Source organism: Paludibacterium denitrificans (assembly GCF_009707705.1).
In the GTDB taxonomy this organism is placed as follows: domain Bacteria; phylum Pseudomonadota; class Gammaproteobacteria; order Burkholderiales; family Chromobacteriaceae; genus Paludibacterium_A; species Paludibacterium_A denitrificans.
Genome location: NZ_WLYX01000001.1, coordinates 2,175,029 through 2,201,916 on the forward strand (window position 1 = coordinate 2,175,029; position 26,888 = coordinate 2,201,916).

At 59.0% G+C, this 26,888-nt stretch carries 24 protein-coding genes and 12 pseudogenes; 15 read left to right on the top strand and 21 right to left on the bottom strand.

Annotated features, from left to right (window positions below):
• The first annotated feature begins 53 nt into the window (after positions 1-53).
• The 6 genes and pseudogenes from gmhB to GKE73_RS14150 all read left to right on the top strand — a co-directional run bounded on the left by gmhB (position 54) and on the right by GKE73_RS14150 (position 3,948).
• Positions 54-604, top strand: a pseudogene (gene gmhB, locus GKE73_RS14130) (D-glycero-beta-D-manno-heptose 1,7-bisphosphate 7-phosphatase).
• Positions 605-609: 5 nt separating this feature from the next.
• Positions 610-1,386: pseudogene (locus GKE73_RS14135) on the top strand (lysophospholipid acyltransferase family protein).
• Positions 1,346-1,633, top strand: coding sequence for a DUF45 domain-containing protein (locus GKE73_RS23700; protein ID WP_280954947.1), 288 nt, complete (start codon positions 1,346-1,348; stop codon positions 1,631-1,633). The pseudogene GKE73_RS14135 and the gene GKE73_RS23700 overlap by 41 nt, the downstream one beginning before the upstream one ends.
• A gap of 113 nt (positions 1,634-1,746) precedes the next feature.
• The gene (locus GKE73_RS23705) at positions 1,747-2,058 is read left to right on the top strand and encodes a M48 family metallopeptidase (protein WP_280954948.1); all 312 of its coding nucleotides are present in this window, start codon (positions 1,747-1,749) and stop codon (positions 2,056-2,058) included.
• A 27-nt stretch (positions 2,059-2,085) separates the two neighbouring features.
• Positions 2,086-2,475, top strand: coding sequence for a lactoylglutathione lyase (gene gloA / locus GKE73_RS14145; RefSeq protein ID WP_230370482.1), 390 nt, complete (start codon positions 2,086-2,088; stop codon positions 2,473-2,475).
• Positions 2,476-2,547: 72 nt separating this feature from the next.
• Positions 2,548-3,948, top strand: a pseudogene (locus tag GKE73_RS14150) (sodium:proton antiporter).
• Between the two features lie 54 nt (positions 3,949-4,002).
• Here the strand turns inward: GKE73_RS14150 and ypfH are convergent.
• Both ypfH and GKE73_RS24880 read right to left on the bottom strand, forming a co-directional pair.
• Positions 4,003-4,503 (bottom strand): esterase, encoded by a 501-nt coding sequence (gene ypfH, locus GKE73_RS14155; protein ID WP_230370483.1) that lies wholly within the window; start codon positions 4,501-4,503, stop codon positions 4,003-4,005.
• Complete coding sequence (locus tag GKE73_RS24880; RefSeq protein ID WP_230370484.1) at positions 4,391-4,684, bottom strand: alpha/beta hydrolase family protein; 294 nt, start codon at positions 4,682-4,684, stop codon at positions 4,391-4,393. The genes ypfH and GKE73_RS24880 overlap by 113 nt, the downstream gene beginning before the upstream one ends.
• A gap of 190 nt (positions 4,685-4,874) precedes the next feature.
• Between GKE73_RS24880 and mpl the strand changes: the two are divergent.
• Positions 4,875-6,253, top strand: a pseudogene (mpl, locus tag GKE73_RS14165) (UDP-N-acetylmuramate:L-alanyl-gamma-D-glutamyl-meso-diaminopimelate ligase).
• A gap of 124 nt (positions 6,254-6,377) precedes the next feature.
• Here the strand turns inward: mpl and GKE73_RS14170 are convergent.
• The 3 genes and pseudogenes from GKE73_RS14170 to GKE73_RS14180 form a co-directional block, all read right to left on the bottom strand.
• A complete protein-coding gene (locus GKE73_RS14170; RefSeq protein ID WP_230370485.1) occupies positions 6,378-6,809 on the bottom strand; it encodes a hypothetical protein in 432 nt (143 codons plus the stop codon).
• Between the two features lie 37 nt (positions 6,810-6,846).
• Complete coding sequence (gene serB / locus GKE73_RS14175) at positions 6,847-7,698, bottom strand: phosphoserine phosphatase SerB (protein ID WP_230370486.1); 852 nt, start codon at positions 7,696-7,698, stop codon at positions 6,847-6,849.
• A gap of 198 nt (positions 7,699-7,896) precedes the next feature.
• Positions 7,897-8,549 (bottom strand): annotated as a pseudogene (locus tag GKE73_RS14180) (YiaD family glycine zipper/OmpA-like lipoprotein).
• A gap of 340 nt (positions 8,550-8,889) precedes the next feature.
• Between GKE73_RS14180 and GKE73_RS14185 the strand changes: the two are divergent.
• Positions 8,890-9,380 (top strand): annotated as a pseudogene (locus GKE73_RS14185) (acyl-CoA thioesterase).
• 93 nt (positions 9,381-9,473) lie between these two features.
• On the top strand, positions 9,474-9,836 hold the full coding sequence (locus GKE73_RS14190) for a pseudouridine synthase (protein WP_230370487.1): 363 nt from the start codon (positions 9,474-9,476) through the stop codon (positions 9,834-9,836).
• A 302-nt stretch (positions 9,837-10,138) separates the two neighbouring features.
• Here GKE73_RS14190 and GKE73_RS25930 read toward each other — a convergent pair.
• From GKE73_RS25930 to GKE73_RS14230, 8 genes and pseudogenes are all read right to left on the bottom strand, one after another.
• Positions 10,139-10,934: pseudogene (locus GKE73_RS25930) on the bottom strand (ChbG/HpnK family deacetylase).
• Between the two features lie 6 nt (positions 10,935-10,940).
• The gene (locus GKE73_RS14205) at positions 10,941-11,072 is read right to left on the bottom strand and encodes a hypothetical protein (protein ID WP_230370490.1); all 132 of its coding nucleotides are present in this window, start codon (positions 11,070-11,072) and stop codon (positions 10,941-10,943) included.
• 20 nt (positions 11,073-11,092) lie between these two features.
• Positions 11,093-11,254, bottom strand: a complete 162-nt coding sequence (locus tag GKE73_RS14210; protein ID WP_230370491.1) for a hypothetical protein — start codon at positions 11,252-11,254, stop codon at positions 11,093-11,095.
• A 67-nt stretch (positions 11,255-11,321) separates the two neighbouring features.
• The gene (locus GKE73_RS14215; RefSeq protein WP_230370492.1) at positions 11,322-11,861 is read right to left on the bottom strand and encodes a hypothetical protein; all 540 of its coding nucleotides are present in this window, start codon (positions 11,859-11,861) and stop codon (positions 11,322-11,324) included.
• On the bottom strand, positions 11,746-12,153 hold the full coding sequence (locus GKE73_RS14220) for a glycosyltransferase (RefSeq protein ID WP_230371491.1): 408 nt from the start codon (positions 12,151-12,153) through the stop codon (positions 11,746-11,748). Before GKE73_RS14220 ends, GKE73_RS14215 begins: the two co-directional genes overlap by 116 nt.
• 168 nt (positions 12,154-12,321) lie before the next feature.
• Positions 12,322-12,447 (bottom strand): hypothetical protein, encoded by a 126-nt coding sequence (locus GKE73_RS23710; protein ID WP_280954949.1) that lies wholly within the window; start codon positions 12,445-12,447, stop codon positions 12,322-12,324.
• 20 nt (positions 12,448-12,467) lie between these two features.
• The gene (locus GKE73_RS14225) at positions 12,468-13,436 is read right to left on the bottom strand and encodes an ArnT family glycosyltransferase (protein WP_245394078.1); all 969 of its coding nucleotides are present in this window, start codon (positions 13,434-13,436) and stop codon (positions 12,468-12,470) included.
• Between the two features lie 78 nt (positions 13,437-13,514).
• Positions 13,515-13,802: an ArnT family glycosyltransferase gene (locus GKE73_RS14230; RefSeq protein ID WP_230370493.1), complete on the bottom strand. Its 288-nt coding sequence runs from the start codon at positions 13,800-13,802 to the stop codon at positions 13,515-13,517.
• Between the two features lie 256 nt (positions 13,803-14,058).
• Here GKE73_RS14230 and GKE73_RS14235 point away from each other — a divergent pair.
• The 3 genes and pseudogenes from GKE73_RS14235 (at position 14,059) to GKE73_RS14245 (ending at position 16,006) form a co-directional block, all read left to right on the top strand.
• Positions 14,059-14,665, top strand: a pseudogene (locus tag GKE73_RS14235) (LemA family protein).
• A gap of 2 nt (positions 14,666-14,667) precedes the next feature.
• Positions 14,668-15,504, top strand: coding sequence for a TPM domain-containing protein (locus tag GKE73_RS14240; RefSeq protein ID WP_230370494.1), 837 nt, complete (start codon positions 14,668-14,670; stop codon positions 15,502-15,504).
• Positions 15,505-15,730: 226 nt separating this feature from the next.
• On the top strand, positions 15,731-16,006 hold the full coding sequence (locus tag GKE73_RS14245; protein WP_230370495.1) for a TPM domain-containing protein: 276 nt from the start codon (positions 15,731-15,733) through the stop codon (positions 16,004-16,006).
• 99 nt (positions 16,007-16,105) lie between these two features.
• On the opposite strand, the gene GKE73_RS14250 is transcribed toward GKE73_RS14245, so the two are convergent.
• The 8 genes and pseudogenes from GKE73_RS14250 to ccoN form a co-directional block, all read right to left on the bottom strand.
• On the bottom strand, positions 16,106-16,528 hold the full coding sequence (locus GKE73_RS14250) for a YbaY family lipoprotein (protein WP_230370496.1): 423 nt from the start codon (positions 16,526-16,528) through the stop codon (positions 16,106-16,108).
• Complete coding sequence (locus GKE73_RS14255; RefSeq protein ID WP_230370497.1) at positions 16,528-17,043, bottom strand: FixH family protein; 516 nt, start codon at positions 17,041-17,043, stop codon at positions 16,528-16,530. The genes GKE73_RS14250 and GKE73_RS14255 overlap by 1 nt, the downstream gene beginning before the upstream one ends.
• Before the next feature lie 19 nt (positions 17,044-17,062).
• A pseudogene (gene ccoG, locus GKE73_RS25935) lies at positions 17,063-18,518 on the bottom strand (cytochrome c oxidase accessory protein CcoG).
• A gap of 206 nt (positions 18,519-18,724) precedes the next feature.
• Positions 18,725-18,973: a c-type cytochrome gene (locus GKE73_RS24900; protein WP_312854462.1), complete on the bottom strand. Its 249-nt coding sequence runs from the start codon at positions 18,971-18,973 to the stop codon at positions 18,725-18,727.
• On the bottom strand, positions 18,973-19,593 hold the full coding sequence (locus GKE73_RS14265; protein WP_312854463.1) for a cbb3-type cytochrome c oxidase N-terminal domain-containing protein: 621 nt from the start codon (positions 19,591-19,593) through the stop codon (positions 18,973-18,975). Before GKE73_RS14265 ends, GKE73_RS24900 begins: the two co-directional genes overlap by 1 nt.
• On the bottom strand, positions 19,593-19,781 hold the full coding sequence (locus GKE73_RS14270) for a cbb3-type cytochrome oxidase subunit 3 (protein WP_230370498.1): 189 nt from the start codon (positions 19,779-19,781) through the stop codon (positions 19,593-19,595). Before GKE73_RS14270 ends, GKE73_RS14265 begins: the two co-directional genes overlap by 1 nt.
• 3 nt (positions 19,782-19,784) lie before the next feature.
• A pseudogene (gene ccoO, locus GKE73_RS14275) lies at positions 19,785-20,403 on the bottom strand (cytochrome-c oxidase, cbb3-type subunit II).
• Positions 20,404-20,422: 19 nt separating this feature from the next.
• Positions 20,423-21,851, bottom strand: a pseudogene (gene ccoN, locus GKE73_RS14280) (cytochrome-c oxidase, cbb3-type subunit I).
• An 827-nt stretch (positions 21,852-22,678) separates the two neighbouring features.
• Here ccoN and GKE73_RS24905 point away from each other — a divergent pair.
• The 3 genes and pseudogenes from GKE73_RS24905 to pepN all read left to right on the top strand — a co-directional run bounded on the left by GKE73_RS24905 (position 22,679) and on the right by pepN (position 26,780).
• Positions 22,679-23,203 (top strand): M61 family metallopeptidase, encoded by a 525-nt coding sequence (locus tag GKE73_RS24905; RefSeq protein WP_312854464.1) that lies wholly within the window; start codon positions 22,679-22,681, stop codon positions 23,201-23,203.
• A gap of 28 nt (positions 23,204-23,231) precedes the next feature.
• On the top strand, positions 23,232-24,086 hold the full coding sequence (locus tag GKE73_RS23720) for a M61 family metallopeptidase (protein ID WP_280954950.1): 855 nt from the start codon (positions 23,232-23,234) through the stop codon (positions 24,084-24,086).
• A gap of 68 nt (positions 24,087-24,154) precedes the next feature.
• A pseudogene (gene pepN / locus GKE73_RS14300) lies at positions 24,155-26,780 on the top strand (aminopeptidase N).
• Positions 26,781-26,888 lie beyond the last annotated feature (108 nt).

Here is a 26,888-nt window from a genome sequence, read left to right on the forward strand (position 1 = left end):
CTTCCTGAGCCGGTGTGCGCGGCTGTGGTGCAACCTTTTTGCAGGAGCCTGGATTGAAACTTGTCATTCTTGACCGTGATGGCGTGATCAACGAAGACCGCGATGATTTTGTCAAAAACACCATCGAATGGCAGCCGCTGCCGCGCAGCATGGAAGCCATTGCCAACCTGACTCAGGCGGGCTGGCGCGTGGTGGTGGCAACCAACCAGTCTGGGCTGGCGCGTGGCCTGTTCGACATGCATGCGCTCAACGCCATGCACGAGAAAATGCACCGGCTGGCGGCGCAGGCTTACGGGCGTATCGATGCCGTGGTGTTCTGCCCGCACGGCCCCAAGGATGGCTGCCATTGCCGCAAGCCCAAACCGGGCATGATTCAGGAAGTGGCCGAGCGCTTTAACGTCAAACTGAGCGAACTGCCGCTGGTGGGCGATAGCCTGCGTGACCTGCAAGCGATTGCCGCCGTGGGTGGTCAGCCGATTCTGGTCCGCAGCGGCAAGGGCGAAAAAACCCCGGAGCAGGGCGATTTGCTTAAGCAGGCACCTTGGTGTTTGACGACCTGTATGCTGCCGCCGAACATCTGATCAACTCCTCGAAAAAATCTTGAGCATTATGGCAATCTGGATTCGTAACCTGATTTACTGGCTGGTACTGGCGGTCATCACCCCGCTGTTTTTCCTGATGCTGTTCATTGCCGCACCGTTGCCACGCCGTACCCGTCATGTGTTTGGCCAAAGCTGGGCGCAGACGCTGACCGGATGCTGGCGCATGTGGTGGGCCTGAAATACAAGGTGATCGGCGCGGAAAACATTCCGTCGCAGCCGTCCATCATTTGCTCCAAGCACCAGTCCGGCTGGGAAACGCTGGCACTGCAAAAAATCTTCCCGGCGCAGATCTATGTCGCCAAGCGCGAATTGCTGTGGATTCCGTTTTTTGGCTGGGGGCTGGCGCTGATGAACCCGATCGCCATCAACCGCTCTGATCGCGCGCGCGCCAACCAGCGCATGCAGCAGCAGGGGTTGGAACGCAAGAAACACGGCTTCTGGATTACCGTGTTCCCGGAAGGGACGCGCACCAAGCCGGGCGTGGCTTAAGAAAAGTACAAGCTGGGCGCCGCCCGCCTGTCCAAGCAACTGGACATGCCGTTGGTGCCGGTGGCACACAATGCTCGGCGAATTCTGGCCGCGCAATGCGTTTCTGAAATATCCGGGCGAGATCACCGTGGTGATCGGCCCGGCGCTGGACCCGGCCCAATTCCGTGGCCCGGAAGCGCTGATGCGCGAGGCCGAAGACTGGATCGAAGCCCGCCAGCGTGAAATCGGTGGCGTTGGCCCGTTTGCCCATCCTGATGAAAAACGCGCCCGTCTGGCTGACTCTGCCGCTGCCTGATGGCGCGGTGGAGGTGGTGCTGACGCGGCGCGAGCGAAAAAGCATCGGCATTGCCATTCGCGATGGCCGGGTCGAGCTGATTGCCCATCCGCGTGTTGGCCGTGAACAACTGCTGGCGGTGCTGCACCAGCGCCAGCACTGGATAGTTAACCACGTCGCCCGTCAGCGCCATGCCTTGCAAACGCGCGATGACTGGTCGCAGGTGCAGCTGTTCGGCCAACCTTTGCCGCTGCATTTCATCGCTTAACCAGCGTGTGCGCGTGGCGCGTGCCGAGCCGGGCGTGCTGGTGAGCGGGGTGACGCCACACGACCGCGACGCGTTGCAAAACGCCATGAGCCGCTGGCTCAAACAGCAGGCCCATGCGCATTTCCCCGGTTAAGCTGGCCGAGCTGGCGCAGCGTTGCACGCGCGCTCCGGCTTCGTTGGCGTTGTCGTCCGCGCGTACGCGCTGGGGCAGTTGTACCTCCGCTGGCGTGATCCGTCTTAACTGGCGGCTGGTACAGGCCCCGCCCGATATTCTGGACTACGTGGTGGCGCATGAACTGGCACACCTCGTCCACATGAACCATTCTGCTGCGTTCTGGTCCGAAACGGCCCGGCTGTTTCCGGATTGGCAACGTGCGCGCCTGTGGCTGAAACAGCACGGCAGTACGCTGTTCCGGTTTGGCTGATCTCACTCACTGTTAGGAGACCCCCTCATGCGAATGCTGCATACCATGCTACGCGTTGGCAATCTTGAGCGTTCCCCGGCGTTCTATCAGGACGTCCTCGGCATGCAACTGCTGCGCCGCAACGATTATCCGGAAGGCCGCTTCACGCTGGCCTTTGTCGGCTATGGCGACGAAGCCGATCACACCGTGCTGGAGCTGACCCATAACTGGGACACCGAGCACTACGAGCAGGGCAATGCCTTTGGCCACATTGCGGTGGAAGTGGCCGATGCTTATCAGGCATGTGACATGGTGCGCGCCAAGGGTGGCAAGGTGGTACGTGAGGCTGGGCCGATGAAGCACGGCACCACGGTGATCGCTTTTGTTGAAGATCCGGACGGCTACAAGATCGAATTTATCCAGAAGGGTACGCAATAAGTCGTTCGTCGATACCACCGCGCGCCGCCACCCGGCTGGTGCGCGGTGGAGCATCTCACAGCCCCCGCTATCATGAAGACCAAATCCCTGTTGTTTCTGTCCGCTGTCCTGCTGCCCCAACTGGCCGGTGCCGCCGAGCTGAACGGAGCTGGTCTGAGCCCTGGGCTGGCTGTTGCCGTTTGCCGGGATTTTGCTGTCGATTGCCTTGTTTCCAATGCTGGCACCGGGTATCTGGCATCGTCATTTTGGCAAGATCACGGCCATGTGGACCTTGCTGTTCCTGCTGCCGTTCTTCGCCCGCTTTGGTGGCCATGCCACGCTCACCCTGCTGGCGCACGCGTTGTTGGCCGAATATCTGCCGTTTGTGGTGTTGTTGCTGGCGCTTTATACCGTGTCAGGGGGCATCCTGCTGTGGGGCAACCTGCATGGTTCGCCACGGCTGAATACCGCGCTGCTGGCACTGGGTACGCTGTTGGCCTCCATCATGGGCACCACCGGTGCGGCCATGCTGTTGATCCGCCCGCTGCTCAAGGCCAATGACAACCGCCGCCACAATGCCCATGTGGTGGTGTTCTTTATCTTTCTGGTGGCCAATGTCGGTGGTGGCCTGACGCCGCTGGGCGATCCGCCGCTGTTTCTTGGCTTCCTCAAGGGCGTGTCGTTTGGCTGGACGTTGCGCCACATGCTGTTGCCTGTGCTGCTGTCGGCCTTGGTGTTGCTGGCGCTGTTCTACCTGATCGACCGTCATTATTTCCGCAAGGACGGCGTGCTGCCGCGAGACCCGTCGCCAGATAGTCCGCTGCGCGTGCATGGCGCATTCAACCTGTGGCTGTTGCTGGGGATTGTGCTGGCGGTATTGCTGTCCGGGCTGTGGCAGTCGCCGCGGGTGTGGCAGGTGATGGGCACCCCGCTGGCGTTGCCGCATGTGCTGCGTGATGGCGTGTTGTTGGCGATCGCCGCGTTGTCGTGGTGGCTGACGCCCAAGCCGGTGCGGGCGGGTAACGACTTCAACTGGGCGCCGATTGCCGAGGTGGCCAAGCTGTTTGCCGGTATCTTCGTCACCATCGTGCTTAGGCCATTGCCATCCTGCGGGCCGGGCCACACGGTCAGCTGGCGGCACTGGTGCAGGCGGTGTCCGGCCCCGATGGTCAGCCGCTCAATGCCATGTATTTCTGGATGACCGGCCTGTTATCCAGCTTGCTCGATAATGCGCCGACTTATCTGGTGTTTTTCAATCTGGCCGGAGGCGAGGCCAGTACGCTGATGGGGCCGTTGGCCGAAACACTGCTGGCCATCTCCATGGGCGCGGTGTTTATGGGGGCCAACAGTTATATCGGCAATGCGCCCAACTTCATGGTCAAGGCGATTGCCGAGCAGCGCGGGGTCAAGATGCCGGGCTTTTTTGGTTACATGCTGTGCTCCGGCGCCATCTTGTTGCCACTGTTTGCCTTGCTGACCTGGCTGTTTTTCTGAGCGGCAGGCAGTAAAAAGGCCAGCTTGATGCTGGCCTTTTTTACCGGTGCGCTATCACGCCTTGGGATGAATGTCGCCCTTACCCGGTGCGCTGCTCAACGCTTCCTCCCAGAGCCGCTTGGGAATGTGCGATTGCAGGTAATCCAGCGCCTTTTCCATCAGGTCTTCGTTGATGGTGTGGCCGACATGCGGCTCGATTTCCGCCGTGATGTCGCCACCCAGCTTGATCAGGTGTTCCGCGGCCTGCACGCTTAACTGGAACGGCATGACCGGATCGGCCTTGCCGTGGAACAGGTGGATGGTGGTGTGCTTGAGGTCGGTTTGCGGTAGCACGGCAAAGCGCCCGCCAAACGACAATACCCGCCCGGCCAGAGTGTTTTCCACCTTGATGGCCTCCAGCGCCATGATGGCACCACGGCTGAAACCGATCAGCGCGGTGGCTTCATAGCCCAGCCCGCTGTGCTGCTGCCAGCGGCGGACGGCGGCAATGAAGGCATGGCATCGGCCACGCGCCCGGCGCGGTTGTCTTCGGTGACGCCTTGTACCGAGAACCACTGAAAGCACCCATGTCCGACGGCGCCGCGGCAGCCACGCTGACGATTAGCGCATTGGGAAAGCCCTTGGCCAGATAATTGCCCACGCCCTGCATGCTTTGCGGTGTGGCGCCGACGCCGTGGAACAGCAGCATCAGCTGTGCCGGGTTGGCCGGTTGTTGAACGACGATATCATTTTCCATGCTGTGACTCCGCAGCGGGCTGCCGGTAGGCCAGCCCACATCAAAAATAAGTGCCAGGTTTCCCGGCTTAAGCGGGCATGTTAGCAGACGGGCTAACCGGAGAAACCGCGATTGGTGTTATTGTCGTTCATATATGGGGTCAGAGGGAGGCTATAATAGCCCCCTCGCGGTTAACACTCTATTTACTGTCATGCACATTCATATCCACGGGCATCTGCGGCACCTTCATGGGCGGCATCGCTGCCATCGCCAAACAGGCGGGCCACACGGTGACCGGCTGCGACGCCAACGTCTATCCCCCGATGAGTACCCAACTGGAGGCAATGGGCATTACCCTGACCCAAGGTTTTGGCGTGGAGCAGATCAATGTCGGCGCGGATGTGTATGTGATCGGTAATGTGGTCAAGCGTGGCACGCCGCTGATGGAAAAAATCCTCAACCGTGGCCTGCCGTATATTTCCGGGCCGCAATGGTTGGCCGAAAACGTGCTGCACGACAAGTGGGTGCTGGCGGTGGCTGGCACGCACGGCAAGACCACCACCACCTCCATGCTGGCGTGGATTCTGGAAGACGCCGGGCTGGCACCGGGCTTCCTGATTGGCGGCATTCCGCAAAACTTTGGCATTTCCGCCCGCCTGCCGGGCGTGCCGCCGCAAGACCCGGCGAGCACCAGCCCGTTCTTTGTGATCGAGGCGGATGAATACGACACCGCCTTCTTCGACAAGCGTTCCAAGTTTGTCCATTACCACCCGCGCACCGCCATCCTCAACAATCTTGAGTTTGATCACGCCGACATTTTTGCCGATCTTGCCGCGATCGAAACCCAGTTCCATCATCTGGTGCGGACAGTGCCCGGCAACGGCCTGATCGTGGCCAATGGTCGTGAAGCCAGCCTGCAACGCGTGCTGGAACGCGGTTGCTGGACGCCGGTGGAAAACTTTGGTGTCGACAGCGGTTGGCAAGTCGGGGATGTGCATGACAGCGGCCATTTCGACGTGCTGTATCAGGGCCAGTTGCAGGGCACGGTCGCCCGGGAACTGATGGGCGAGCATAACCGCCTCAACGCGCTGGCCGCCATCGCCGCTGCCCGCCATGCTCGGCGTGGCGGTGAAGGATGCCATCGCCGCGTTGTCGCGCTTCGAAAACGTAAAACGCCGCATGGAAGTGCGCGGTGTGGCCGATGGCGTCACCGTCTATGACGATTTTGCCCATCACCCCACCGCCATTGCCACCACGCTGGAAGGGTTGCGTCGCAAGGTTGGCCGAAACCGCATTCTGGCGGTGCTGGAACCGCGCTCCAATACCATGAAGCTTGGCACCATGAAGGACGCCCTGCTTGCCGCCTTGCAACTGGCCGACCGGGTGTTCTGTTCCGCCGCCAATCTGGGCTGGAATCCGGCCGAGGCGCTGGCACCGTTGGGAAACAAGGCGGCAACGTTTGACGTGTTTGATGCGTTGGTCGACGCCATCGTGGCCGAGGCCCGTCCCGGCGACCACGTGCTGGTGATGAGTAATGGCGGCTTTGGCGGTATCCACCAGCGCTTGCTGGACAGGTTGGCCGAACGATAATGAAAAGAAAAAGCCCGGAGTTCCGGGCTTTTTTGTGGCGGTCAGTAACCGTTGATGGCGCGCCGATGGCGGCGGAACACCCAGCGCTCCCATAAGCGGTGCGTGGCGTCGTCCAGGGCTGCCGTCAAGGCTGGCACTGAGCTGATAACCGCCCGCGCCATTCTGCTTGCAACTCTGGATGCGGGCGGCCAGATACAGCAACAGCGCCGAATCCGGATTGGGGCAGAGCGAAACCTGCACACAGCTGCCAACCGGATACGGCTCCGGGCTTTGCCAGGGCGATGGCGTTCAGGCCAAGGCGGCAGTGCGTGAGGGGCGGCCGTTCCGGATGCTGGCTCAGCAGCGCCATTTCCAGCGCCAGATCAATCTTGGCTTCCAGCCGCTGCAACAGCGGATTGGCATCCTCCGGCGTTTCCGTCGGGGCCGCCATCACCTGCAAGGCCAGACGCGTTTGGCGTTCCAGCCGCGAAGGACACTGGCCATCCGGCAACGGTTCTACCGCAAATGGCAGATGGGCATCAAAACTGGCAGAATCCAGTGCAGGAAGCGAATTCATGCTGACAGCCTCTCGTGGTGGCACGCCTGACGTGAGTTCAGGCAAACAGATGGACGATGCCATCCAGCCCCATCACGTTGATGGCAACATCGGCTTGCTGGCGCACGACCGGCTTGGCATGGAAGGCGATACCCACGCCCGCTTCACCCAGCATTTTCAGATCATTGGCGCCATCGCCGACGGCGATGACCTGTTCCGGCGCCAGTCCCAGTTCTGCCCGTTTTTCCAGCAGCAACTGCTGTTTGACGTTGCCATCCAGAATTCGGCCAACTACACGGCCGGTCAGCTTGCCGTTTTCCACTTCCAGTTCGTTGGCAAACGCGTAGTCGAGGCCCGTGCGGGCTTTCAGCCGCTCGGTGAAGAAGGTAAAGCCGCCGGAGACCAGCATGAACTTGACGCCATGCTGCTTGCAGGCAGCCAGCAGCGTTTCGGCGCCGTGAGTGAGCTGGACTCTTTCACGATAGACCGTTTCCAGCGCCGATTCTTCCAGTCCGGCCAGCAGCGCTACCCGTTCACGCAGCGAGTCGCAGAAATCCAGCTCGCCGCGCATCGAGCGTTCGGTAATGGCGGCCACCTTGTGCTTGATGCCCAGCATGTCGGCGATTTCGTCGATGCACTCGATGGTGATCAGCGTGGAATCCATGTCCGACACCACCAGCCCGAAGTCGCTGAAACGACGGCCTGCGGCGACAAACGCGATATCGTAGCCCAACTGGTCGGCCTGTGCGGCGACGGCGGCGCGGCTGGCCGGATCAGCCGGGCTCAGGCGGGCCAGACCGGCGTGCAGTTGCTGGATGTCGGTCGCGCCGCAGAGGCGGGCCAGTTCGGCCAGGGAATCGGAATCAAGATGGGCGGCCTGAACGACCAGTGTGTGTGCAGCGGCAGTCATGATAGTGGTGGTTAACGTCGGGATTAAGCAAGCCTGCGATTATGCCACCATGGCCCACCGCCGTGGGCGTCAACCAGACAAGATGATGCCGGTTGGTTGTGTCGCAGCCAGAAAAACACACGCCGCGGCGAGCGGGCCACGGCGTGTTGAGCAGCGTTAGGGTTGGCCGAAAAGGCCGCTCCCTCGGCAAATGCCTGATTACTGCGGGGCGATCAGGATTTCCACCCGGCGGTTTTTGGCGCGCCCGGCTGCGGTGTTGTTGCTGGCAATCGGCTGGCTTGGGCCGTAGCCGATGGTTTGCAGGCGGGTATTGGCCACGCCACGAGCTTGCAGATAGGACGATACCGACTGGGCGCGCTGTTCCGACAACTGCTGGTTGTGCGCGACCGAGCCGGTGCTGTCGGTGTGGCTTAACCAACGGTGACGATGGTTTGCGGGTACTGCACCAGTACGCTTACCACGTCATTCAGCGGCTTCTGGATTCTGTTGTTGAGCGAGGAGCCGTCCACCGGGAAGGTAATGTTGTCCGGCAGGCTCAGGCGGATCTGGTCGCCCACGCGCTGGATGCCGATTTGCGTATTGGCGAGTTTTTCCCGCAACTGCTTTTCCTGATAATCCATGTACGCCCCGACGCCAGCGCCTACCAGGCCGCAAGCCAGTGCCGAGTTGCGCGCGCCCTTGCTGCCATGGGTGGCGGCGCCCAGTAGACCACAGGCTGCGGCCGCGCCCGTGCCATACATGGCGGTTTTGCTCATCTTGCTCTGGCCGGTTTGCGGATCGGTGGTACAGGCGGTGCTGGCCAGTGCCACGGCAACGATGGCAGCGGTGGCTGGGGTAAACAGACGTTTCATGTGCTGACTTCTCCTGAAATTCATGGCGGCCAGCCTGATTATTGGCTGGGAGCCGCAAGGCGGGCGGTGCTAGGCGCCGGCCGGTCATTAAGGCGGCGATTGTAGAGCATGCGGGGAAAGCGGTCTTGTTGGTGAGGCGAGCCCGGCGCGGCGCCGCCCGCATGGGGGTATTTTGCCGCGTTGGCGCCCAATCTGCACGGCAGCACGGCATGCCCATGGCCGATTCGCTCCCACGGCATGGTCAACTTCCGGCAAAATGTCGGATTAGTGCCGCGACAGCGCGGGGCCGCGAGGCCCTCTCATGCCGCGTGCCATTTTGTAATGACAAGGCAAGTTAACTATGGAAACTCTCGCAGGACTGGTCAATCAGCGTGAATTGGTGATGTCGGTATTGATGACGCCGGACATGGCCAATTTTTCCGGCAACGTACACGGTGGCGTGTTGCTAAAATTGTTGGATCAGGTGGCTTATGCCTGCGCCAGCCGCTACGCTTACCGTTATGCCGTGACCTTGTCGGTGGATCAGGTGCTGTTCAAGCAGCCGATTCATGTCGGCGAACTGGTGACTTTCCTCTCCAGCGTCAACTACGTTGGCCGAACTTCAATGGAAATCGGCATCAAGGTGGTGGCGGAAGATATCCAGAAGCGTTCGGTGCGCCATACCAACAGCTGCTATTTCACCATGGTGGCGTTTGAAAACGGCAAGGCGGTGGAAGTGCTTAAGCGCTGCCGCTGGAAACCGATGAGCAGATCAAGCGTTTCCGTGCCGCTGAAATTCGCAAGAAAATGCGCATGGAAGCCGAGCAGCGCATGCGTGAAGAACTGGCATAAGCGCGCCTGCGCCCCCTGTACCACCCCTCGTCGGCGAGGGGTTTTTTATTCATGGCGGGCTCGCGTGGGCCAGCCGCATAATGGTTTGACGGCATGTATACCCTGATCCATACCGATCCGCGCTTCTATCTGGTCAACAAGCACGCTTGTAGCGTCAGCTTTCACCGTCAGGGCGAAGAAGCGGGCCTGATGGAGGCGTTACGCGCCGGTTTGCAGGACGACGCGCTGTGGCCGGTGCACCGTCTCGACCGCATGACCTCTGGGCTGTTGCTGGTGGCGCGTTCGGCCGCCGTGGCGGCGCAACTGGGCGAAGCCTTTGCCATCAGGTGGAAAAATATTATCTGGCGCTGTCGGATCGCAAGCCGCAAAAGAAACAGGGACTGGTCAAGGGCGACATGGACAAGGGGCGTGGCGGTGCCTGGCGGTTGTTGCCGACGCGGCTGCATCCGGCGGTGACGCAGTTTTTCAGCTATGCCGTGCAGCCGGGATTACGGCTATTCGTGCTGCGACCACGGACCGGGCGCACGCACCAGTTGCGCGTGGCACTCAAGAGCCAGTCGGCCCCCATTCTGGGCGATACGCTGTACGGCGGCAGCCCGGCCGATCGCGGTTATCTGCACGCCTATGCGCTGGTGTTGCCTCTGGATGGTGAACGCCTGACCTTTGTCTGCCCGCCGGACGAGGGCGAGCAGTTTCTGGGCGCCTTATGTCAGCAAAGGTTGGCCGAACTGGCCGAACCATGGCGCTTGCCCGGCCGGTTATTTGAGACGGAAACGGCCGATCTCGACGTTTTGCTGCTGGCAGTGTTCGGCAAAGGCCGGGCTGGCCAGGTAATGGAATTCCTCCACTCGCGCGGTGGCAATCGGGTCGTCCGGGTCATCAGCGCGGTGGCCGGGGTGGCACATCATCAGGCTGTGATCGGGGCAGACTGCCAGCCAGCGCTGCATCAAGGCCGGGTAGTTGGCGTCTGGCGTCAGCGAGTACATGCCACCAAACCACGGTGTGCAGGCAAAGCCACGGGCCTGTGCCTCACGATGGAAACCGGCGCACACGGCACGCAGTATCCAGGCCTTGAGTCGGCTATCGCTAAGCCGCTCCCAGCCGGTCGGGCGCGCGCAGGTAAGGGCGCCTCCCGTTCGGCCAACGTTGCGCCACGGCGGCAAATAGCGCTGCGCGCACTTGTGGCAAGGCGTGCACGTGCTGGTGGCCATCGATGAAATCGGGCAAACGGCCAAAGGCTTCGCTGAAGCGGTCCAGCTGTCGCAACCATTGGTCGGTCAGCTCGGGCATGGACAAACGGCGCAGTTGGCTCGCTAGCAGCCAGTGCGACAGCGGCCGGGCGCTGGCATCAAACGGGTGCGTCAGGTTGAAATGCAAGCCAATGTCCGCCTGATGGGCAAAGCCTTGCAGGCTTTCGGCCAACCCGGGCCAGTGGGGCGACTGGCTCATCACGCTGGTGGCGGCCAGACGGCGCGCTGCCAGTAGTTCGAGAATCCCGGCGCTGATAGCGGGGGACTGGGCAAAATCGTCAGCACACAGCGTGAGTGTTTTCATTGGAATTCAGGCGGGGCGATGGCCGGAGAAGGCCCACAGTTTACTCAACACGAAGGTCACCACGGCCACGGTAAACAGCACGATCAGCAGTGCCGCGCGGTAATCCAGCGGGGTATGGCGCAGCAAGACGAAATACATCGCTTCGTTGAGAATAAAACTCAGGCTGGAGACGGCAAAAAAGCGCGGCAGCGCCTGACGGTGCGGTACATGGCTTCAAAGGTTTTCAGCCGATGACCCCAGTAACTGACCTGAAACGCCAGCAAGAACGCCACCACATTGGCCGCCAGCGGTACCAGACCGGCTAATACACCAGCAGCCACGCCACCAACACGAAATGCACCAGCATGGCGGAAACGCCGACCACGCCAAACCAGAATAATTCGCGGCTCATGCCTGTTCCGATGGCGGCTGATGCTGGCTGATGCGGCTGACCAGATAGGTCGGACGTTGTTTGACCTCATTGAAAATTCGGCCAACGTATTCGCCCAGAATCCCGATCGACAGCAACTGCACCCCGCCCAGAAACGAAATGGCGACCACCAGCGTCGGCCAGCCCGGTTGCGAATTGCCAAACAGCAGGGTGTGTACCAGCTCCCACATGGCGTAGCCGATGGAAAGCAGCGAAATCACGCTGCCCATCAGCGTCCACACGCGTAGCGGCATGTTGGAAAACGCCGTCAAACCGGTCAGGCCCAGGTCGAGCAGGCGCCAGAAATTGAAGCTGCTCTTGCCCGCGCGCCGCTCCCGGGTGTGCGTGGCGACCGGCAGCTGGGTGAATCCGACCCAGTTGTACAGGCCCTTCATGAAGCGATTACGTTCCGGCATGGCGCGCAGCGCGTCCAGAATGCAGCGGTCCAGCACACGGAAGTCCTGAGTGTTTTCCGGAATCTTGCGGTTGGAGCCAGTATTGATCAGCGCGTAGAACACGTGGGTGAACAGGCGCTTGGCCCGGGGTTTCGTTGTCGCGGCTGGAACGCACGCTGTACACCATGTCGTAGCCTTGGTGCCAGTGTTGCAGAAACTCCGGCACATGTTCCGGCGGGTGCTGGAAGTCGCCGTCAATCAGCACGGCCACATCGCCTTCGGCGTGATCAATCCCGGCGGTCAGCGCAATTTCCTTGCCGAAGTTGCGCGACAGCTGGATCAGCGTCACCGGCAGCTGCTCGACGCAGCCCAGTACCTGTTCGACCGTGTTGTCGCGGCTGCCATCGTCCACCACCAGCAACTGGTGGCGATAGCGTCGCTGAGCAAGCGGTGCAGGGTTTCCAGCATCAAGGCAATATTTTCGCCTTCGTTATAAGCCGGAATGATGCAGCTCACCAGCGGGTCGGCTTAAGCCGGTCAGCCGCGCGCAGTTTGAGCAGAGTGGGGGGCGTAAACGTATCGTTCATCGAGTCGTTCCCTGTTCACGCAACAGTGTCATGGTATCGCCCATGACCCGGAAGTGGCCAATGTCGTCAAACTGCGCCAATACGCTGGCTGGCAGGCTGTGACGCTCGCGCGCGTCCAGCACGATGTAGCTGCCCGGATGGCTTAAGCCAGTAACGCGTTCAGTTTGCTCGCGTCCTGCGTGGTTTTGGCGCGGCCGCCGGAGTAGAACTCGGCCGAAAACTCGCGGCGGCTATCCCAGTACACCGGGGCGCTGCCGCGCGTCGGGTGCTGTGCCTGCCGGGCGGCAATCACGGCTTTCTGCGTACGGAAATAGCGTTCAGGATGAGTAGCATTCAGGCCGCTGACCAGCAGCAGGAGCAGGCCGGAAACGGCGGCAATCCACGGCAGTCTGCTCGGGCTGCCCGCCGTGCGGGTACGGTGCCAAAGTTCGGCCAACAGCAAGGCGCAGCCGAGCAACATGGGCAGGGAGTAAGGAAAAATGATGTTGCCCGAGATGGTAAAGAACAGCAGCGTCATCAGCGTCCAGAGCGTGATGTAGAGCAGCCAGCCATCATCGCTGCGGCGCAGCGTCGGCAACATGGTGCGGTGTTTGGCCAGCCAGCCCAGCATGGCCAGCGACCAGGGGAAGATCGCCCCCAGCGTATACAGCCAGATCATGCCGTGCGGCGTGGCATGGGCAAAGCCGTATTTGTCACCCTTCCAGCCCGGGTCGAGGAAACGGCTGACGTGCTCACCCATGATGAAATAATTAAGGAAACCGGGGGTGCGCTGCTCGGCCCAGAGATACCACGGCAGAGCAATGGCCAACATCAGCACGGTGCCACTGATCCACGGCAGCCGTTGCCACAGCGCGCGCCATTGGCGGCGTAGCAGCACCCACATGAAAATCGGCATGCCCACCAGCACGATGGCCAGCGGCCCCTTCGCCAGCAGGCCAAGACCGAGGCCAACAAAGAACAGGTAGCCCCAGCGTTGCCGGTTAGCCCCCTGTTCCGTCTGGGCATACCAAAAGGCAGTCTGGCTCAGGCTGACGCAAAACAGCAGCGACGGGTCGGTCATCACCGTGTTAAGCCCGCACCGAGAAACAGCACGCTGCTGCCCAGGGATCAGCGCGGTGGCCGTGGCCGCTTCGCTGCCGTTACGCCGAACGCGCCAGTTGGGCCGTCAGCCCCAATACCACCAGCGACATCAGCAAGGAAGGCAGCCGTGCTGCCAGCTCGTTGACGCCAAACAGGCCCATCGACGCAGCGGAAAGCCGGTGGAGAGTGGCGGCTTGGCCCAGAACGGCACGCCGTAATCATGCTGTGGCGTCACCCAGTTGCCGGTTTCCAGCATCTTGCGGGCAATTTCGGCGTAACGCGCTTCGGTGGTGTCGGTGAGCGGAATCACCCACATGGTCAGCAGGCGCAAAATTAGCAGTGCACACAGCACGTAAGTGGCAGTACGCTGCCATGGGTAACAGGACGAGGTTTTCATCAGCTAAAGGTTGGCCGAAAAAGGCACGCAGCCGACAGGGGCGGCAGGCTGTGCTGGCCGTGTATTTCCCGGGAAAAAACCTGCAAAGACTAGCACGATCTGCCCCTCGCCGTCTTGTGCGCTTGTGTGTTTAGCGTATCACTGCCGTGCAGAGTGTGTGCATGGCGCCGCTAAGGTGACGCCGCCTTGTATCACCGTCCCACAGCCCAAATTTAGGCGATAAACTGGCGGAAATTCATTTTGAGAGGAGCGCATCATGCTGAAACAAGCCTTGGCCACTGTCGTGTTGGTGAGCAGCCTGTCCGGTTGTGGCTACAACACCATGCAAACCCGTGGATGAAGCGGCCAATGCTGCGTGGTCGGAAGTGCTCAACCAATATCAACGCCGAGCCGACCTGATCCCCAATCTGGTCAATACCGTCAAGGGCTATGCCAGCCACGAGCAGCAGGTACTGACCCAGGTCACCGCGGCACGAGCGCGCGTTGGTAGTCTACAAGTGAATCAAGGCACGGCGTTGGATGAGAAACAACTGGAGCAATACACCGCCGCGCAACGCCAACTCAGTTCCGCCTTGTCGCGGCTGTTGGTGGTATCGGAAAACTATCCGCAGTTGAAGGCCGACGGCGCGTTCCGCGATCTGCAGGCGCAGCTGGAAGGGACCGAAAATCGCATTGCGCTGGCACGCAACCGTTATATCCAGTCGGTACAAGCCTATAACACCACCGTACGCAGTTTCCCCAGTAACCTGACGGCGTTGGCCTTCAGCCTCAAACCGCGGCCCAACTTTGCCGTGGAAAACGAGCGCCTGCTGGCAACCCCGCCCTCGGTTAATTTCGGCCAACCTGCTTCGTCAGGACACTAGACATGGCACGGCTGTGGCGAATCGTCTGGCTTGGCATCGGGCTGTGTTGGTTGATGGCCTTCGCGTATGCCGAAGTGCCCGTGCCGTCCCCCAGTTCGCCGGTGGTCGATCAGGCCGGTTTTCTGCGCCCGGATGAACAGGCCGCTCTGGCGCAGCAATTGCTGGCTTTCCATCAGCAAAAAGGCAGCCAGATTGCCGTGCTGATCGTGCCAACTTTGGCCCCGGAAACGCCCTTCGATTACGGCACCCGAGTGATGGATAGCTGGAAGCTCGGGCGTCAGGGCATTGATGATGGCGTCTTGCTCTTGGTCGTGGCCAACGAGCACAAAACCCAGCTGCTGGTCGGGCGCGGGCTGGAAGGCGCCATCCCCGATGCCGTCGCCAAGCGTATCTTGCAAGACACCCTCAAACCTTATCTCAAGAGCGGCAAGCGGCTGGACGGCCTGCAAGCCGCTACGCAGCAGGTACAGCAGTTGATCAATGGCGAAGCGTTACCGCCCGCCGCCGGGCAGGCGAGTAGTTCCAGTGACGACAACTGGTTTGTCATGGGGTTTGCCGTCTTGTTTGCCGGTGGCGTGTTGACCCGCCTGTTCGGCCGCCTGTTGGGCAGTGTGCTGGTCGGCAGCTTCGCCTTTGTCTTGGCGCTGATGTTTGGTGCCGGGATATTCTTTGCCTTGTTGCTGGCCTGCCTCGCTGCTGTCTTCAGTGTGCTGTTTTCCTTTGGGCGCAGCGTTGGCATGTCATGGCCGGGGGGCGGTTGGGGCGGTGGCAGTTCTGGTGGTGGCTGGAGCGGTGGGGGAGGGGGCTTTGGCGGTGGTGGAGCCTCGGGAGACTGGTAAATGATGATAAAACGATTAGTCCGACATCTGGCCAGCACTGGCTGGCGTACCCGTCAACGCTTTCCGCCTTCCGTCCTGCACCGGCTGGCGCAACAGGTGGCCGCTTCGGAAGCACAACATCGCGGCCAATTGCGCTTTGTGATCGAATCGGCACTGGATTGGCTTAGCGATCTGGCATCGGCAGACGGCACGTCAGCGTGCACTGGAATGGTTTGGTCAGCTAGGCGTGTGGGATACCGAAGACAACACGGGGGTGCTGGTGTATGTGCTGATGGCCGAGCGCAAGATCGAAATCATCGCTGACCGGGGTATTGCCAGTCGAGTTCCTGTTGCGGCATGGCAGTCTGTTTGCCGGGGGATGCAGCAGGCCTTTGCTGCTGGGCGATTTGTCAGTGGGTTGGAAGAAGGCATGCAGCAATTGCATGCGCTGCTGGTACAGCACGTACCCAATCAGGGCGACAAGGGGCCGAATGAATTACCGGATGAGATCGTGTTGCGCTAGCACGGTCAGAGTTACATCCGGATGTGTGCCGTAGTCTGCTGGCCAGAATATAAAACGGGGCGTTAATCGCCCCGTTATTCATTCCTTGTCTGACACCGCTTACTGACCGATCAAAACCACTTCCACCGCTGGTTTGCCGTTCTTCATGCCCGGATTGACGGTAACCGGCGTTCGGCTTTGCAGCTTTAGCTCTCCATCGACATAAACCTGAGCTTCCACTGCATAGTTGCCGTCATGTTTCAGCGCCTGACGGTCATAACACAGGGCAAATGGCACCGGAAATACCTTGGGTTTTTCCAGTGTTTGCTCGGCTAGTACCGCCGCCGGGGCATCGGCGCGGCTGAGATCAAGCAGGCGCACCCTGACTAAGGTAGCGTTCAGCGGTATCTGGATGCGGGCCTGATGCCATACCGAGCCTTCCAGATAGTTCGGCTGGTAGCCGTTATGGCTGGCACAGCCAGCCAGTAACCCCAGTGCCAGCATGCCAGACGCCATGGTGCGTGTCAGTGAGCGCCAAGCCATCAGTTGTCTGCCGCTTCCAGCTTGGGTTTGCCCAGCATCACCATCGGGCCTTCGGAGGTTTTCCATTCCGACTGCACGCGCCACTTGTTGCCCTTGTCTTCCAGTTGGACATACCAGTGGTTGGCTTTGACCGGAACCTTGGCCAGATTGCCCTGATACATATTGTCGCCGGATTTTTTCAGCTCGGCGGTCAGGTCGAAGTCATCCTGCGCCGGATGAATCAGACGCAACAGCAGGGTATCTGGCAGCGGGCTCTGACTGGTTGTGACTACGCGCAGGCTCTTGCCATCACCACCAAACATTACTTGAGCGGTAATGCCCATGGATGCAGCGGCATTGTCCCGGCGCAATTCCATGTTGATGGCCTTACCCTTCTTGTAATAGTCATCGGTGACCAAGCCATCGTCAGTCTTGATGGCGACAGTCAGGTAGCTCACCCCCACGATGACCGATACCAGCGGGATGATCATCAGCAACCACGGCCACGGTTCCTTGAACCAGGGGACGCGGGCCATTGACGGTTTTTTCCATCCATTATTCTCCAATAAAGCTGGATTTTTCTTCCACGTGCAACGCTGGATTGTTGATCGACCGAATCACGAAGTGAATCTCATGGCTACCCTTGGTGGCGTACTGCGGATCGGCTTGTACACGTACCGAGACACTTTCAGTTTCAGTCGCTTTCACATCGACCGGTTTGTTGACCGGCACCATCTTGATTCCCGGCAGACCTTCTACAGAGATAACGAAATGCTGGTTTTGTTCCGTCGTGTTAATGATTTTGATGCTGTAGTTGTTTTCCAGCCAGCCTTCATCTGTCTCTCGCACCAGTGAGGCGCGGTCACGAATGATGTCGACCTTGAACGGTTTACGCAAGATCAGCGAGGTAATCGCGGCAACGAGGACAATCGACAGAACCAGCGCATACATTACCACGCGTGGTCGCTTCAGACGGGAAGGGATTTCCTTCTCCGGATACTTGCCTTCCAGTGCGGCTTCGGTGGTGTAACGAATCAGGCCACGCGGAGAGCCGATCTTGTCCATCACTTCGTCGCAGGCATCGATGCAGGCAGCGCAGCCAATGCATTCGTATTGCAGGCCATTGCGGATATCAATACCTACCGGACAAACCTGTACGCAAATGCCGCAATTGATGCAATCACCCAGATTCTGGGTTTTAGGATCAACGCCTTTCTTGCGTGCACCACGCGGTTCACCACGGTTTTCATCGTAAGAGATGATCAACGTGTCTTCATCGAACATCACGCTCTGGAAACGAGCGTACGGGCACATGTATTTGCACACCTGTTCGCGCATGATGCTTAAGCCAACAGATAGGTGAAACCGGCATAGAAGAATATCCAGAAGGTTTCCCAAGGGCCGTAATTGAACGTAGGCGCAGCTTTGACCAGATCATGAATTGGGGTGAAGTAGCCGACCAGGGTAAAGCCAGTCCACAGGCAGAACACGACCATGATCAGCTGTTTGGTCAGCTTGATGCGCAGCTTGTTCAGGCCCATCGGGGCTTTGTCCAGTTTCATCCGCTTGTTGCGGTCGCCTTCTACCCATTGTTCGATCAACAACATGATCTCGGTGTAGATGGTTTGCGGACAGGCATAACCACACCACAGGCGGCTAAGCAATGGTGGTCCAGACAAACAGGCCAAATGCCGCACTCATCAGGAATGCTGCCAGATAGACGAAATCCTGCGGCCAGATGGTCAGGCCAAACAGGAAGAACTTACGGTTGACCATGTCAAACAGTACTGCCTGACGGCCATTCCAGTTCAGCCGTGGCAGGCCCGAGGAATACGATTTGCGACAGCAAGACGACAGCCAGGCGCAGGTTGTTGAACAATCCCTTGACGCTACGCGGGTAAATTTTTTTGGATGCTGCATACAGCGAGATGGTTTCCTCGTCTCCCGGCTTCTTGCCGTTGGGAGGCGTTTGTTCCACTTTGATGGGAATTTCTTTTAATGAGTCTGACATGGTAGTTCTCTTTAGAGAAGATTTCGCAAAGCACACCTGCCTGCTGATGAGCTTTACGCAAGCCTCGCTTTAAGTCCAGAGCCTATTCTAATTTTACATAATTGTATATTGATGCCACTAAAACATACTGCCCGCAGAAGCGGGCAGTATGTAGGTCAAAGCTTACTGTGCTTTGGCGTTGTTGGAGAGGCCCCATACATAGGCAGCTAGCAGGTGTACCTTGCCTTCGCCCGTGAAGTCTTTCCAAGCATCTGGTTGTTGCGGCCATTGGTAATGGTTTCGATGATGGTTTTTTCAGTACCACCATACAGCCAGATGTTGTCAGTCAGGTTCGGTGCACCCAGTTGCTGGTTACCCTTGCCGTCCGGACCGTGGCAAGCCGAGCACACGGCGGTAAAGGTTTCCTTACCACGGGTAGCGCGTTCGGCATCATGCTTCTTGCCGGACAGCGACATCACGTAGTTGGCAACGTCCTTAACCTTCTCTTCACCGAATGCCGAACCCCACGCTTAAGCATCTGACCATGACGACCAGCCAGAATGGTGGTTTCGATGGTTTTCGGATCACCACCATACAGCCAGTCTTTGTCGGTCAGGTTAGGGAAGCCCTTGGCGCCGCGTGCGTCAGAGCCGTGGCACTGTACGCAGTAGGTCTGGAACAGGCGCTTACCCATTTCCTGTGCATTCGGATCGGCTGCAACGGCTTTCAAGTCCAGCTTCTGATACTTGTCGTACAGAGGCTGATACTTGGCTTCCGCTTGTGCACGTTCTTCCTTGTACTGGCCCACTTGAGTCCAGCCGCGGATGCCCGGGAAGGAACCCAGGCCCGGATACAGAACAAAGTAGACTGCACCGAAGATCAGCGTGATGTAGAACATCAACATCCACCAGCGAGGCAGTGGGTTGTTGTACTCCGCCAAATCTCCATCCCATACGTGACCCAGCGTCTCGACTTTTTCCCCTTTCTTGACCGTAGTCTTGGACTGGGAGAAAAGCAGGTAGGTCAGGCCAATAATGCCTGCCACCACGATGACGGTGATGTACACACTCCAGAAATCGCTAACAAAATCACTCATTATTTTGCTCCGTCGGAAACCTTGTCCGTGTCGGTTTCCTGCACTTTGTCGTCGTCAAGGAAGAGCTGATTAGCCGCTTCCTCGTACCGGTCTTTGGAGCGCTTGCTGTAAGCGACGATCAGGATCGCGATGAAAAATACGAAACAGATCACCGTGAACAGCGAACGCCCAAACGTAACCCAGTCCATGACTTAACGAACGTTTTTCAGTGCAAGACCCAGGCCCTGCAGGTAGGCAATCAGGGCATCCAGTTCAGACTTGCCCTCAACTTGCGCCTTGGATTCCGAAATATCCTTGTCGGTATACGGAACACCTACAGTGCGCAGCGCTGCCATCTTCTTGGGCATTACTTCGGCGTCGACCGGGTTCTTGGCAAGCCACGGGAATGCTTAACATGTTGGACTCTGGTACTACGTCACGCGGGTTGGTCAGGTGGACACGGTGCCATTCATCGGAATAGCGGCCGCCTACACGAGCCGAGGTCCGGACCGGTACGCTTGGAACCCCACAGGAACGGGTGGTCGTAAACGGACTCACCAGCTACCGAGTAGTGGCCATAACGTTCGGTTTCAGAGCGGAACGGACGGATCATCTGGGAGTGGCAGTTGTTGCAGCCCTCGCGGATGTAAATGTCGCGACCAGCCAGTTGCAAGGCGGTGTAAGGCTTGACGCTAAACAACAGGTTCCGTGGTGGATTTCTGGAACATCAGCGGAACGATTTCCACCGAGGCCTGCAATACTGATCAGGATCAAGGTGAATACGATCAGGAAGCCGACGTGTTCTTCAGCAAGTTTCTGGAATTTTTCCATGTTGTATACCTCGTTCCGCTCAAGCGTGAGCCGATGCGTCAATGGCCGGGATCTTGGCATCCACGGCACGACCAGCGGCGACAGTGCGGAAGGTGTTGTAAGCCATCAGGAGCATGCCGGACAGATACATCAGACCGCCCAGCAGACGTACGAAGTGGTACGGATAGGTGGCTTTCACGGCTTCAACGAAGGCATAGGTCAGAGTGCCATCGGCGTTCAGGGCACGCCACATCAGACCTTGGGTAACGCCCGAGATCCACAGTGCGGCGATGTACAGTACCACGCCAACGGTAGCCAGCCAGAAGTGGGCTTCGATCAGTTTGATGCTATACATTTGCTCACGGCCAAACAGGCGCGGCAGCAGGTAGTACATGGAACCGATGGTAATGAAGCCTACCCAGCCCAGAGCGCCCGAGTGCACGTGACCAACGGTCCAGTCGGTGTAGTGGGAGAGGGCGTTGACGGTCTTGATGGCCATCATCGGGCCTTCGAAGGTGGACATACCGTAGAAGGACAGGGCAACGACCAGGGAACTTCAGGATCGGGTCGGTGCGCAGTTTGTGCCAAGCGCCAGACAGGGTCATGATGCCGTTGATCATGCCGCCCCAGCTAGGTGCCAGCAGGATGAGGGAGAACACCATACCTACCGACTGGGTCCAGTCCGGCAGAGCGGTATAGTGCAGGTGGTGAGGACCTGCCCACATGTAGGTGAAGATCAGTGCCCAGAAGTGCACAACGGACAGACGATAGGAGTAAACCGGACGGCCAGCTTGCTTCGGTACGAAGTAGTACATCATGCCGAGGAAGGCTGCAGTCAGGAAGAAGCCCACTGCGTTGTGGCCGTACCACCATTGAACCATGGCATCCACTGCACCCGGATAAACCGAGTAGGATTTCCACATGGTGACCGGAATTTCCAGGTTGTTGAAGATGTGCAGCAGGGCTACCGCCGGGATGAACGCACCGTAGAACCAGTTGGCTACATAGATGTGTTTTACCTTGCGGATGGCGATGGTGCCGAAGAACACGATGGCATAGGCAACCCATACCACGGTGATCAGCAAGTCAATCGGCCATTCCAGTTCAGCATATTCCTTGGAGCTGGTAATGCCCAAAGGAAGCGTGATGGCGGCAGACAGGATAACCAGTTGCCAGCCCCAGAAGGTGAAGGCAGCCAATTTGTCTGAAATCAGACGGACATTACAAGTGCGCTGCACCACGTAGTACGACGTGGCAAACAAACCACTACCGCCGAAAGCAAAAATCACAGCGTTAGTGTGCAGCGGGCGCAACCGGCCAAAGTGGAAGTACGGTCCGAAGTTAAGCTCCGGCCATACCAATTGGCTGGCAATAATGACGCCCACCAGCATGCCAACAATGCCCCAAACTACGGTCATGATGGCAAACTGGCGCACCACCTTATAGTTATAAGTGGATTGCGTTTCCATTTAAGGTTTTCTCCAAGGTTGCAAACTCAGAACGTGACAAACCATGGCGACTTGAACCCTTCCTGACTGCCCCAATCTTACATAGTCAGTCGGGCCGCGCCGCGGGGAACCGATCTTCAGAGATACATAAGCGTTGACCTCTGCCGCAGGCTTGCTGGTTGCATGCTTGTCGCAGACGCTTTTTCCCCATTTATTCAACTCGGCATTCTAAATCATATTGGCCGAATGGGGCCAGATGATTGCCGTATGCCTGTCGGGTTTCCCGTTTACCATTTTTTGACGTTAAGCGTAGCGGGCTCGGGCGGATGACTTGCCTGATGCCGCTTATGGGGGATTATATTGTCATGCCCCCGTTACCCCTTGATGTAGGTCAAATCGTGGGGCGCCGCAACCTGTAGCCAGCAGCAGTGTTAAAATTGGTGGTCCCTACCCGTTTTGCAGGCCGATCATGAACGTCCCGGTTCGTTATTCCATTTGTCCGGTTGCGCCCGTCGCTCATTTGTTTGAGGTGAGTCTGAAGGTCAAACATCCCGCCAAGGAGGGTCAGCGTTTTTTCCTTTTAAGCGTGGATTCCCGGCAGTTACATGATTCGCGAGTTTGCCCGTCATATTGTGTCCATACGGGCGCGTAGCGGCGGTAAGCCGGTGCAGCTGTGTCAGCTGGATAAGCACACCGGCAGGCTGCACCGGTAAAAGGCACGCTGACGCTGACTTATCAGGTGTATGCCTATGATTTGTCGGTGCGGGGCGCCTATCTTGACCAGCAGCGTGGGTTTTTTAATGCGTCCAGCGTTTTTCTGGCGGTTGAGGGCTATGAGGACGAGGACTGTGAGGTGGAAATTTGTCCGCCTGCTGTCCCGGCGTTGTCTGGCTGGCAAGTGGCGACCAGTTTGCTCGCTGCTGGATGTCGACAAGACGTCCGGCTTTGGTCGTTATCTGGCAGCCAATTACGATGAGTTGCTGGACCATCCGGTGGAGCTGGGCACGTTTGAGCGGGTACGCTTCAAGGCCTGTGGTGTGCCACACGAGTTTGTCATTGCCGGGCGTTTCCGTGCCGATCTCAAACGACTGGCGAAGGATGTCAAAAAGATCTGTGAGTACCAGATCAATCTGTTCGGCCAACCTGCGCCGTTTGCGCGCTATGTCTTTTTGCTGTTTGTTGGCAAGGATATCTATGGCGGGTTGGAGCATCGCGCTTCAACCGCACTGATGGCTAGCCGCGATGATCTGCCTGCGCCGGGGGCAACCGAGATTAGCGATGGCTATTTGCAATTGCTGGGTTTGATCAGCCATGAATATTTCCACAGCTGGAATGTCAAGCGTATCAGCTTAAGCGGCGTTTGCGCCGTATGATCTGGCGCGCGAAGGCTACACCCGCCTGTTGTGGGCATTTGAAGGGATTACTTCCTATTACGATGACCTGACGCTGGTGCGTTGCGGGCTGATTGACCGCAAGCGCTATCTGGGCTTGCTGGCGCAGACCATCTCGGGGGTGCAGCGTGGGGCTGGGCGTCTCAAGCAAACGCTGGAAGAATCCAGTTTCAACGCCTGGACCAAATACTACCGGCAGGATGAGAACAGCCCCAACAGCATTGTCAGCTACTACACCAAAGGTGCACTGGCGGCATTGGCGCTGGATTTGACCATCCGGCGCGATAGCGCGGGCCAGCTGTCACTGGATGATGTGATGCGCGCGCTCTGGCAGAAATGGCTGGCCGATGGCCAAGGGTTGGCCGAAAACGAATGGGAAGCGGTGGCGCAACAAGTGACCGGGCTGGACTTGGGCGAGTTTTTTGAACGCGCCTTGCGCCGCACGGATGATCTGCCGTTGGCTGAACTGTTGGCGACACAAGGCGTCAGCTTGCTGTGGGATGTGGCCCAGAGTGTGGCGGATCGCGGCAGCGTACTGGATGGCGCACCGGCCAAGGCGCCACGGGTGTCGTTGGGCGTCAAGACCGCCGCTGATCCGCTCGGTCTCAAGTTGGTTCATGTGCTGGAGGGCGGTGCCGCGCAGCAGGCCGGGTTGTCTGGCGGTGACATTTTGCTGGCGCTTGATGGCTTGCGGCTGTTTGATCTGGATAAGGCGCTGGCCCGTTATCAGCCGGGCGATACTGTGACGCTACATGCCTTCCGCCGTGATGAATTATTGATGCGTGACATTGCTTTGCCCGCGGCCCCCGCCGATACTTGCCGCCTGTTGCTGGCCGATGAGGGCGGCCAGTGGTTGGTGCACTGATTATTTTGTGGCGCGGTGAGGCCAGCGTTAGGCCAAGCCGTCGTTCCGTATAGAAAAAGAGAGAAAACATGGCACAGCAACCTCAAGTCAAATATCGAAACGATTACGCCGTTCCGCCGTTTCTGGTCGACCGCGTGGATTTGAAGTTCGATATCGAGGACAGTGTGACCAAGGTGTCTTCACGCCCGGTGATCAATCGCAACAGCAAAGCTTAAGCGGCGGCCGATCTGGTGCTGGATGGTTCCGCCCGGCTGCTGGCCGTAACGCTGGATGGCGAAAGGTTGGCCGAACCGCGTTATGAGCTGGATGGCGAACAACTACGCCTGCATGACGTCCCGGACAGCTTCATTCTGGAAGTGGAAACCGAGCTGGAGCTTAGCCGCCAATACCAGCCTGATGGGGCTGTATGCCTCCAATGGCAACCTGTTTACCCAATGCGAGCCGGAAGGCTTCCGCAAGATAACCTATTATCTGGACCGTCCGGACGTGATGGCCAAATTCACCACCACCATCGTAGCTGACAAGCAGAAGCTGCCGGTGTTGCTGTCCAATGGCAACAAGGTGGGCGAGGGCATGGTGGACAAAAAACGCCACTGGGTGAAATGGGTCGATCCGTACAAAAAAAGCCTACCTGTTTGCGCTGGTTGCTTAAGCAAGTTGTCTGCGCTGCGTAGCCAGTATGTCACGGCGCGTGGGCGCAATGTGCTGCTGGAGATCTGGACCGAACCGGCCGATCAGGACAAGGCCGCGCATGCGCTGGAGTCGCTCAAGCACGCGATGAAATGGGACGAAGAGCGCTTTGGCCCGGAATACGATCTGGATATTTACATGATCGTGGCGGTGGGCGACTTCAACATGGGGGCGATGGAAAACAAGGGCCTCAACATTTTCAACACCAAGTATGTGCTGGCGCGGCAGGATACGGCTACCGATAGCGATTTCCACAACGTGGAACGGGTGATCGGCCACGAATACTTCCATAACTGGACCGGTAACCGCGTCACTTGTCGCGACTGGTTCCAGCTCAGCCTGAAAGAAGGCCTGACGGTGTTCCGCGACCAGGAATTTGGCGCCGACATGAGCAGCCGCGCGGTCAAGCGCATTGAAGATGTCAAAGCGCTGCGCGCCATGCAGTTTCCGGAAGATGCTGGCCCGATGGCGCACCCGATTCGCCCCGACTCGTATATCGAGATGAACAACTTCTACACCATGACGGTGTATGAAAAGGGCGCCGAAGTCGTTCGCATGTACCAGACCCTGCTTGGGCGCGATGGCTTCCGCAAGGGCATGGAGCTGTATTTCCGTCGCCATGACGGGCAGGCCGTCACCTGCGACGAGTTCCGCGCTGCCATGGCCGACGCCAACGGCGTTGATCTCACCCAGTTTGCCTTGTGGTACAGCCAGGCTGGCACGCCGCGTCTGCAAGTGGAAGGCCGCTACAGCCCGGCTGAGCAATCCTACACGCTGACCGTGCGTCAATCGACTCCGGCCACGCCCGGCCAGCCGGACAAACAGCCGTTGCACATTCCGCTGGCGTTGGGGCTGGTTGGTGCCGATGGCCATGATCTGCCGTTGCAACTGGAAGGCGAAGCGCAGCCGCAAGGCACGACGCGGGTGCTGGATATCAAACAGGCAGAGCAGCGGTTTACCTTTATCCATGTGGCGGCCGAGCCGGTACCGTCGCTGTTGCGCGGCTTCTCCGCGCCGGTGCGGCTGGAGTTTGACTGGCGCGACGATCAGCTGGCCTTCCTGATGGCTCACGACAGCGACAGCTTCAGCCGCTGGGAAGCTGGCCAGACGTTGGCCGAACGCCTGCTGTTGCGCTTGCTGGCCGAGCAGGCTGCTGGCCAGACGCTGACGTTGCCGGAGGCATTTGTCACCGCTTTCCGTGCTGTCCTGAAAGATGAATTGGCCGATCCGGCCTTCAAGGCGCTGATGCTGGGCTTGCCGTCAGAATCAGACCTGCTGGAGCTGGTGGACGATGCCGATCCGGAACAGATCCATCGGGTGCGTACCTTCGTGCTGGATCAACTGGCCGCCGCGTTGCGCGCCGAATGGCGCGAGGCGTACGAACTCAACCAGACGCGCGATTACCGCCCGCAGGACGCTGGCAAGCGTGATCTGAAGAACCGGGCGCTGGGCATGCTTAACCGTCTGGGCGATAGCTGGTCGGCGACTACCGCGCGTAAGCAGGGGCAAGATGCCGACAACATGACCGATCAGATGGGCGCCATGCTGGCCCTGCGTGATCGCGCCGGCCTCGAGCGTGAAGAGTGTTATGCCGCGTTTGCCTGCCGTTGGCAGCACGATGCGCTGGTCATGGACAAGTATTTTGCGCTGGTGGCGGGTAGCCAGTTGCCGGATACCCGGAGCAGGTGAAAGCCGCCATGCAGCATCCGGCGTTCTCGCTGAAAAACCCCAACAAGGCGCGCGCGCTGATCGGCTCATTTGCTTAGCAATTTGCGTCATTTCCATGCGGCGGATGGCAGCGGCTATCGCTTCATTGCCGATCAGGTGCTGGTGATCGACGCCTTCAATCCACAGGTGGCCAGCCGTCTGGTACGTGCCTTTAACCGCCGCAACAAACTGGAACCGGGGCGTCGGGCATTGATGACGGCCGAGCTGCAACGACTGTTGGCGGCCAAACTGTCCAAGGATGTTTACGAGATCGTAGCCAAGAATCTGGACGCCTGATCTGGCGCCGCCCGCAGCGCAGGCCAGCGGGCGCAAAGGCATTTATCCGAGATTGATCGGATGCCGGGCCGTGTACTGCCGTGTTGAGCGGCACGCTACACGGCCTTG

What these genes read in the sequence shown, in the direction of transcription:
- GKE73_RS23700 (WP_280954947.1), top strand. Translation starts at nt 1,346, where the DNA reads ATGAAAAACGCGCCCGTCTGGCTGACTCTGCCGCTGCCTGATGGCGCG.
- GKE73_RS23705 (WP_280954948.1), top strand. Translation starts at nt 1,747, where the DNA reads ATGCGCATTTCCCCGGTTAAGCTGGCCGAGCTGGCGCAGCGTTGCACG.
- gloA (WP_230370482.1), top strand. Translation starts at nt 2,086, where the DNA reads ATGCGAATGCTGCATACCATGCTACGCGTTGGCAATCTTGAGCGTTCC.
- GKE73_RS24880 (WP_230370484.1), bottom strand. Translation starts at nt 4,684, where the DNA reads ATGGAAAATGATATCGTCGTTCAACAACCGGCCAACCCGGCACAGCTG.
- GKE73_RS14170 (WP_230370485.1), bottom strand. Translation starts at nt 6,809, where the DNA reads ATGAATTCGCTTCCTGCACTGGATTCTGCCAGTTTTGATGCCCATCTG.
- serB (WP_230370486.1), bottom strand. Translation starts at nt 7,698, where the DNA reads ATGACTGCCGCTGCACACACACTGGTCGTTCAGGCCGCCCATCTTGAT.
- GKE73_RS14190 (WP_230370487.1), top strand. Translation starts at nt 9,474, where the DNA reads ATGTATACCCTGATCCATACCGATCCGCGCTTCTATCTGGTCAACAAG.
- GKE73_RS14205 (WP_230370490.1), bottom strand. Translation starts at nt 11,072, where the DNA reads ATGTATTTCGTCTTGCTGCGCCATACCCCGCTGGATTACCGCGCGGCA.
- GKE73_RS14230 (WP_230370493.1), bottom strand. Translation starts at nt 13,802, where the DNA reads ATGAAAACCTCGTCCTGTTACCCATGGCAGCGTACTGCCACTTACGTG.
- GKE73_RS14240 (WP_230370494.1), top strand. Translation starts at nt 14,668, where the DNA reads ATGGCACGGCTGTGGCGAATCGTCTGGCTTGGCATCGGGCTGTGTTGG.
- GKE73_RS14250 (WP_230370496.1), bottom strand. Translation starts at nt 16,528, where the DNA reads ATGGCTTGGCGCTCACTGACACGCACCATGGCGTCTGGCATGCTGGCA.
- GKE73_RS14255 (WP_230370497.1), bottom strand. Translation starts at nt 17,043, where the DNA reads ATGGCCCGCGTCCCCTGGTTCAAGGAACCGTGGCCGTGGTTGCTGATG.
- GKE73_RS24900 (WP_312854462.1), bottom strand. Translation starts at nt 18,973, where the DNA reads ATGTCGCTGTCCGGCAAGAAGCATGATGCCGAACGCGCTACCCGTGGT.
- GKE73_RS14265 (WP_312854463.1), bottom strand. Translation starts at nt 19,593, where the DNA reads ATGAGTGATTTTGTTAGCGATTTCTGGAGTGTGTACATCACCGTCATC.
- GKE73_RS14270 (WP_230370498.1), bottom strand. Translation starts at nt 19,781, where the DNA reads ATGGACTGGGTTACGTTTGGGCGTTCGCTGTTCACGGTGATCTGTTTC.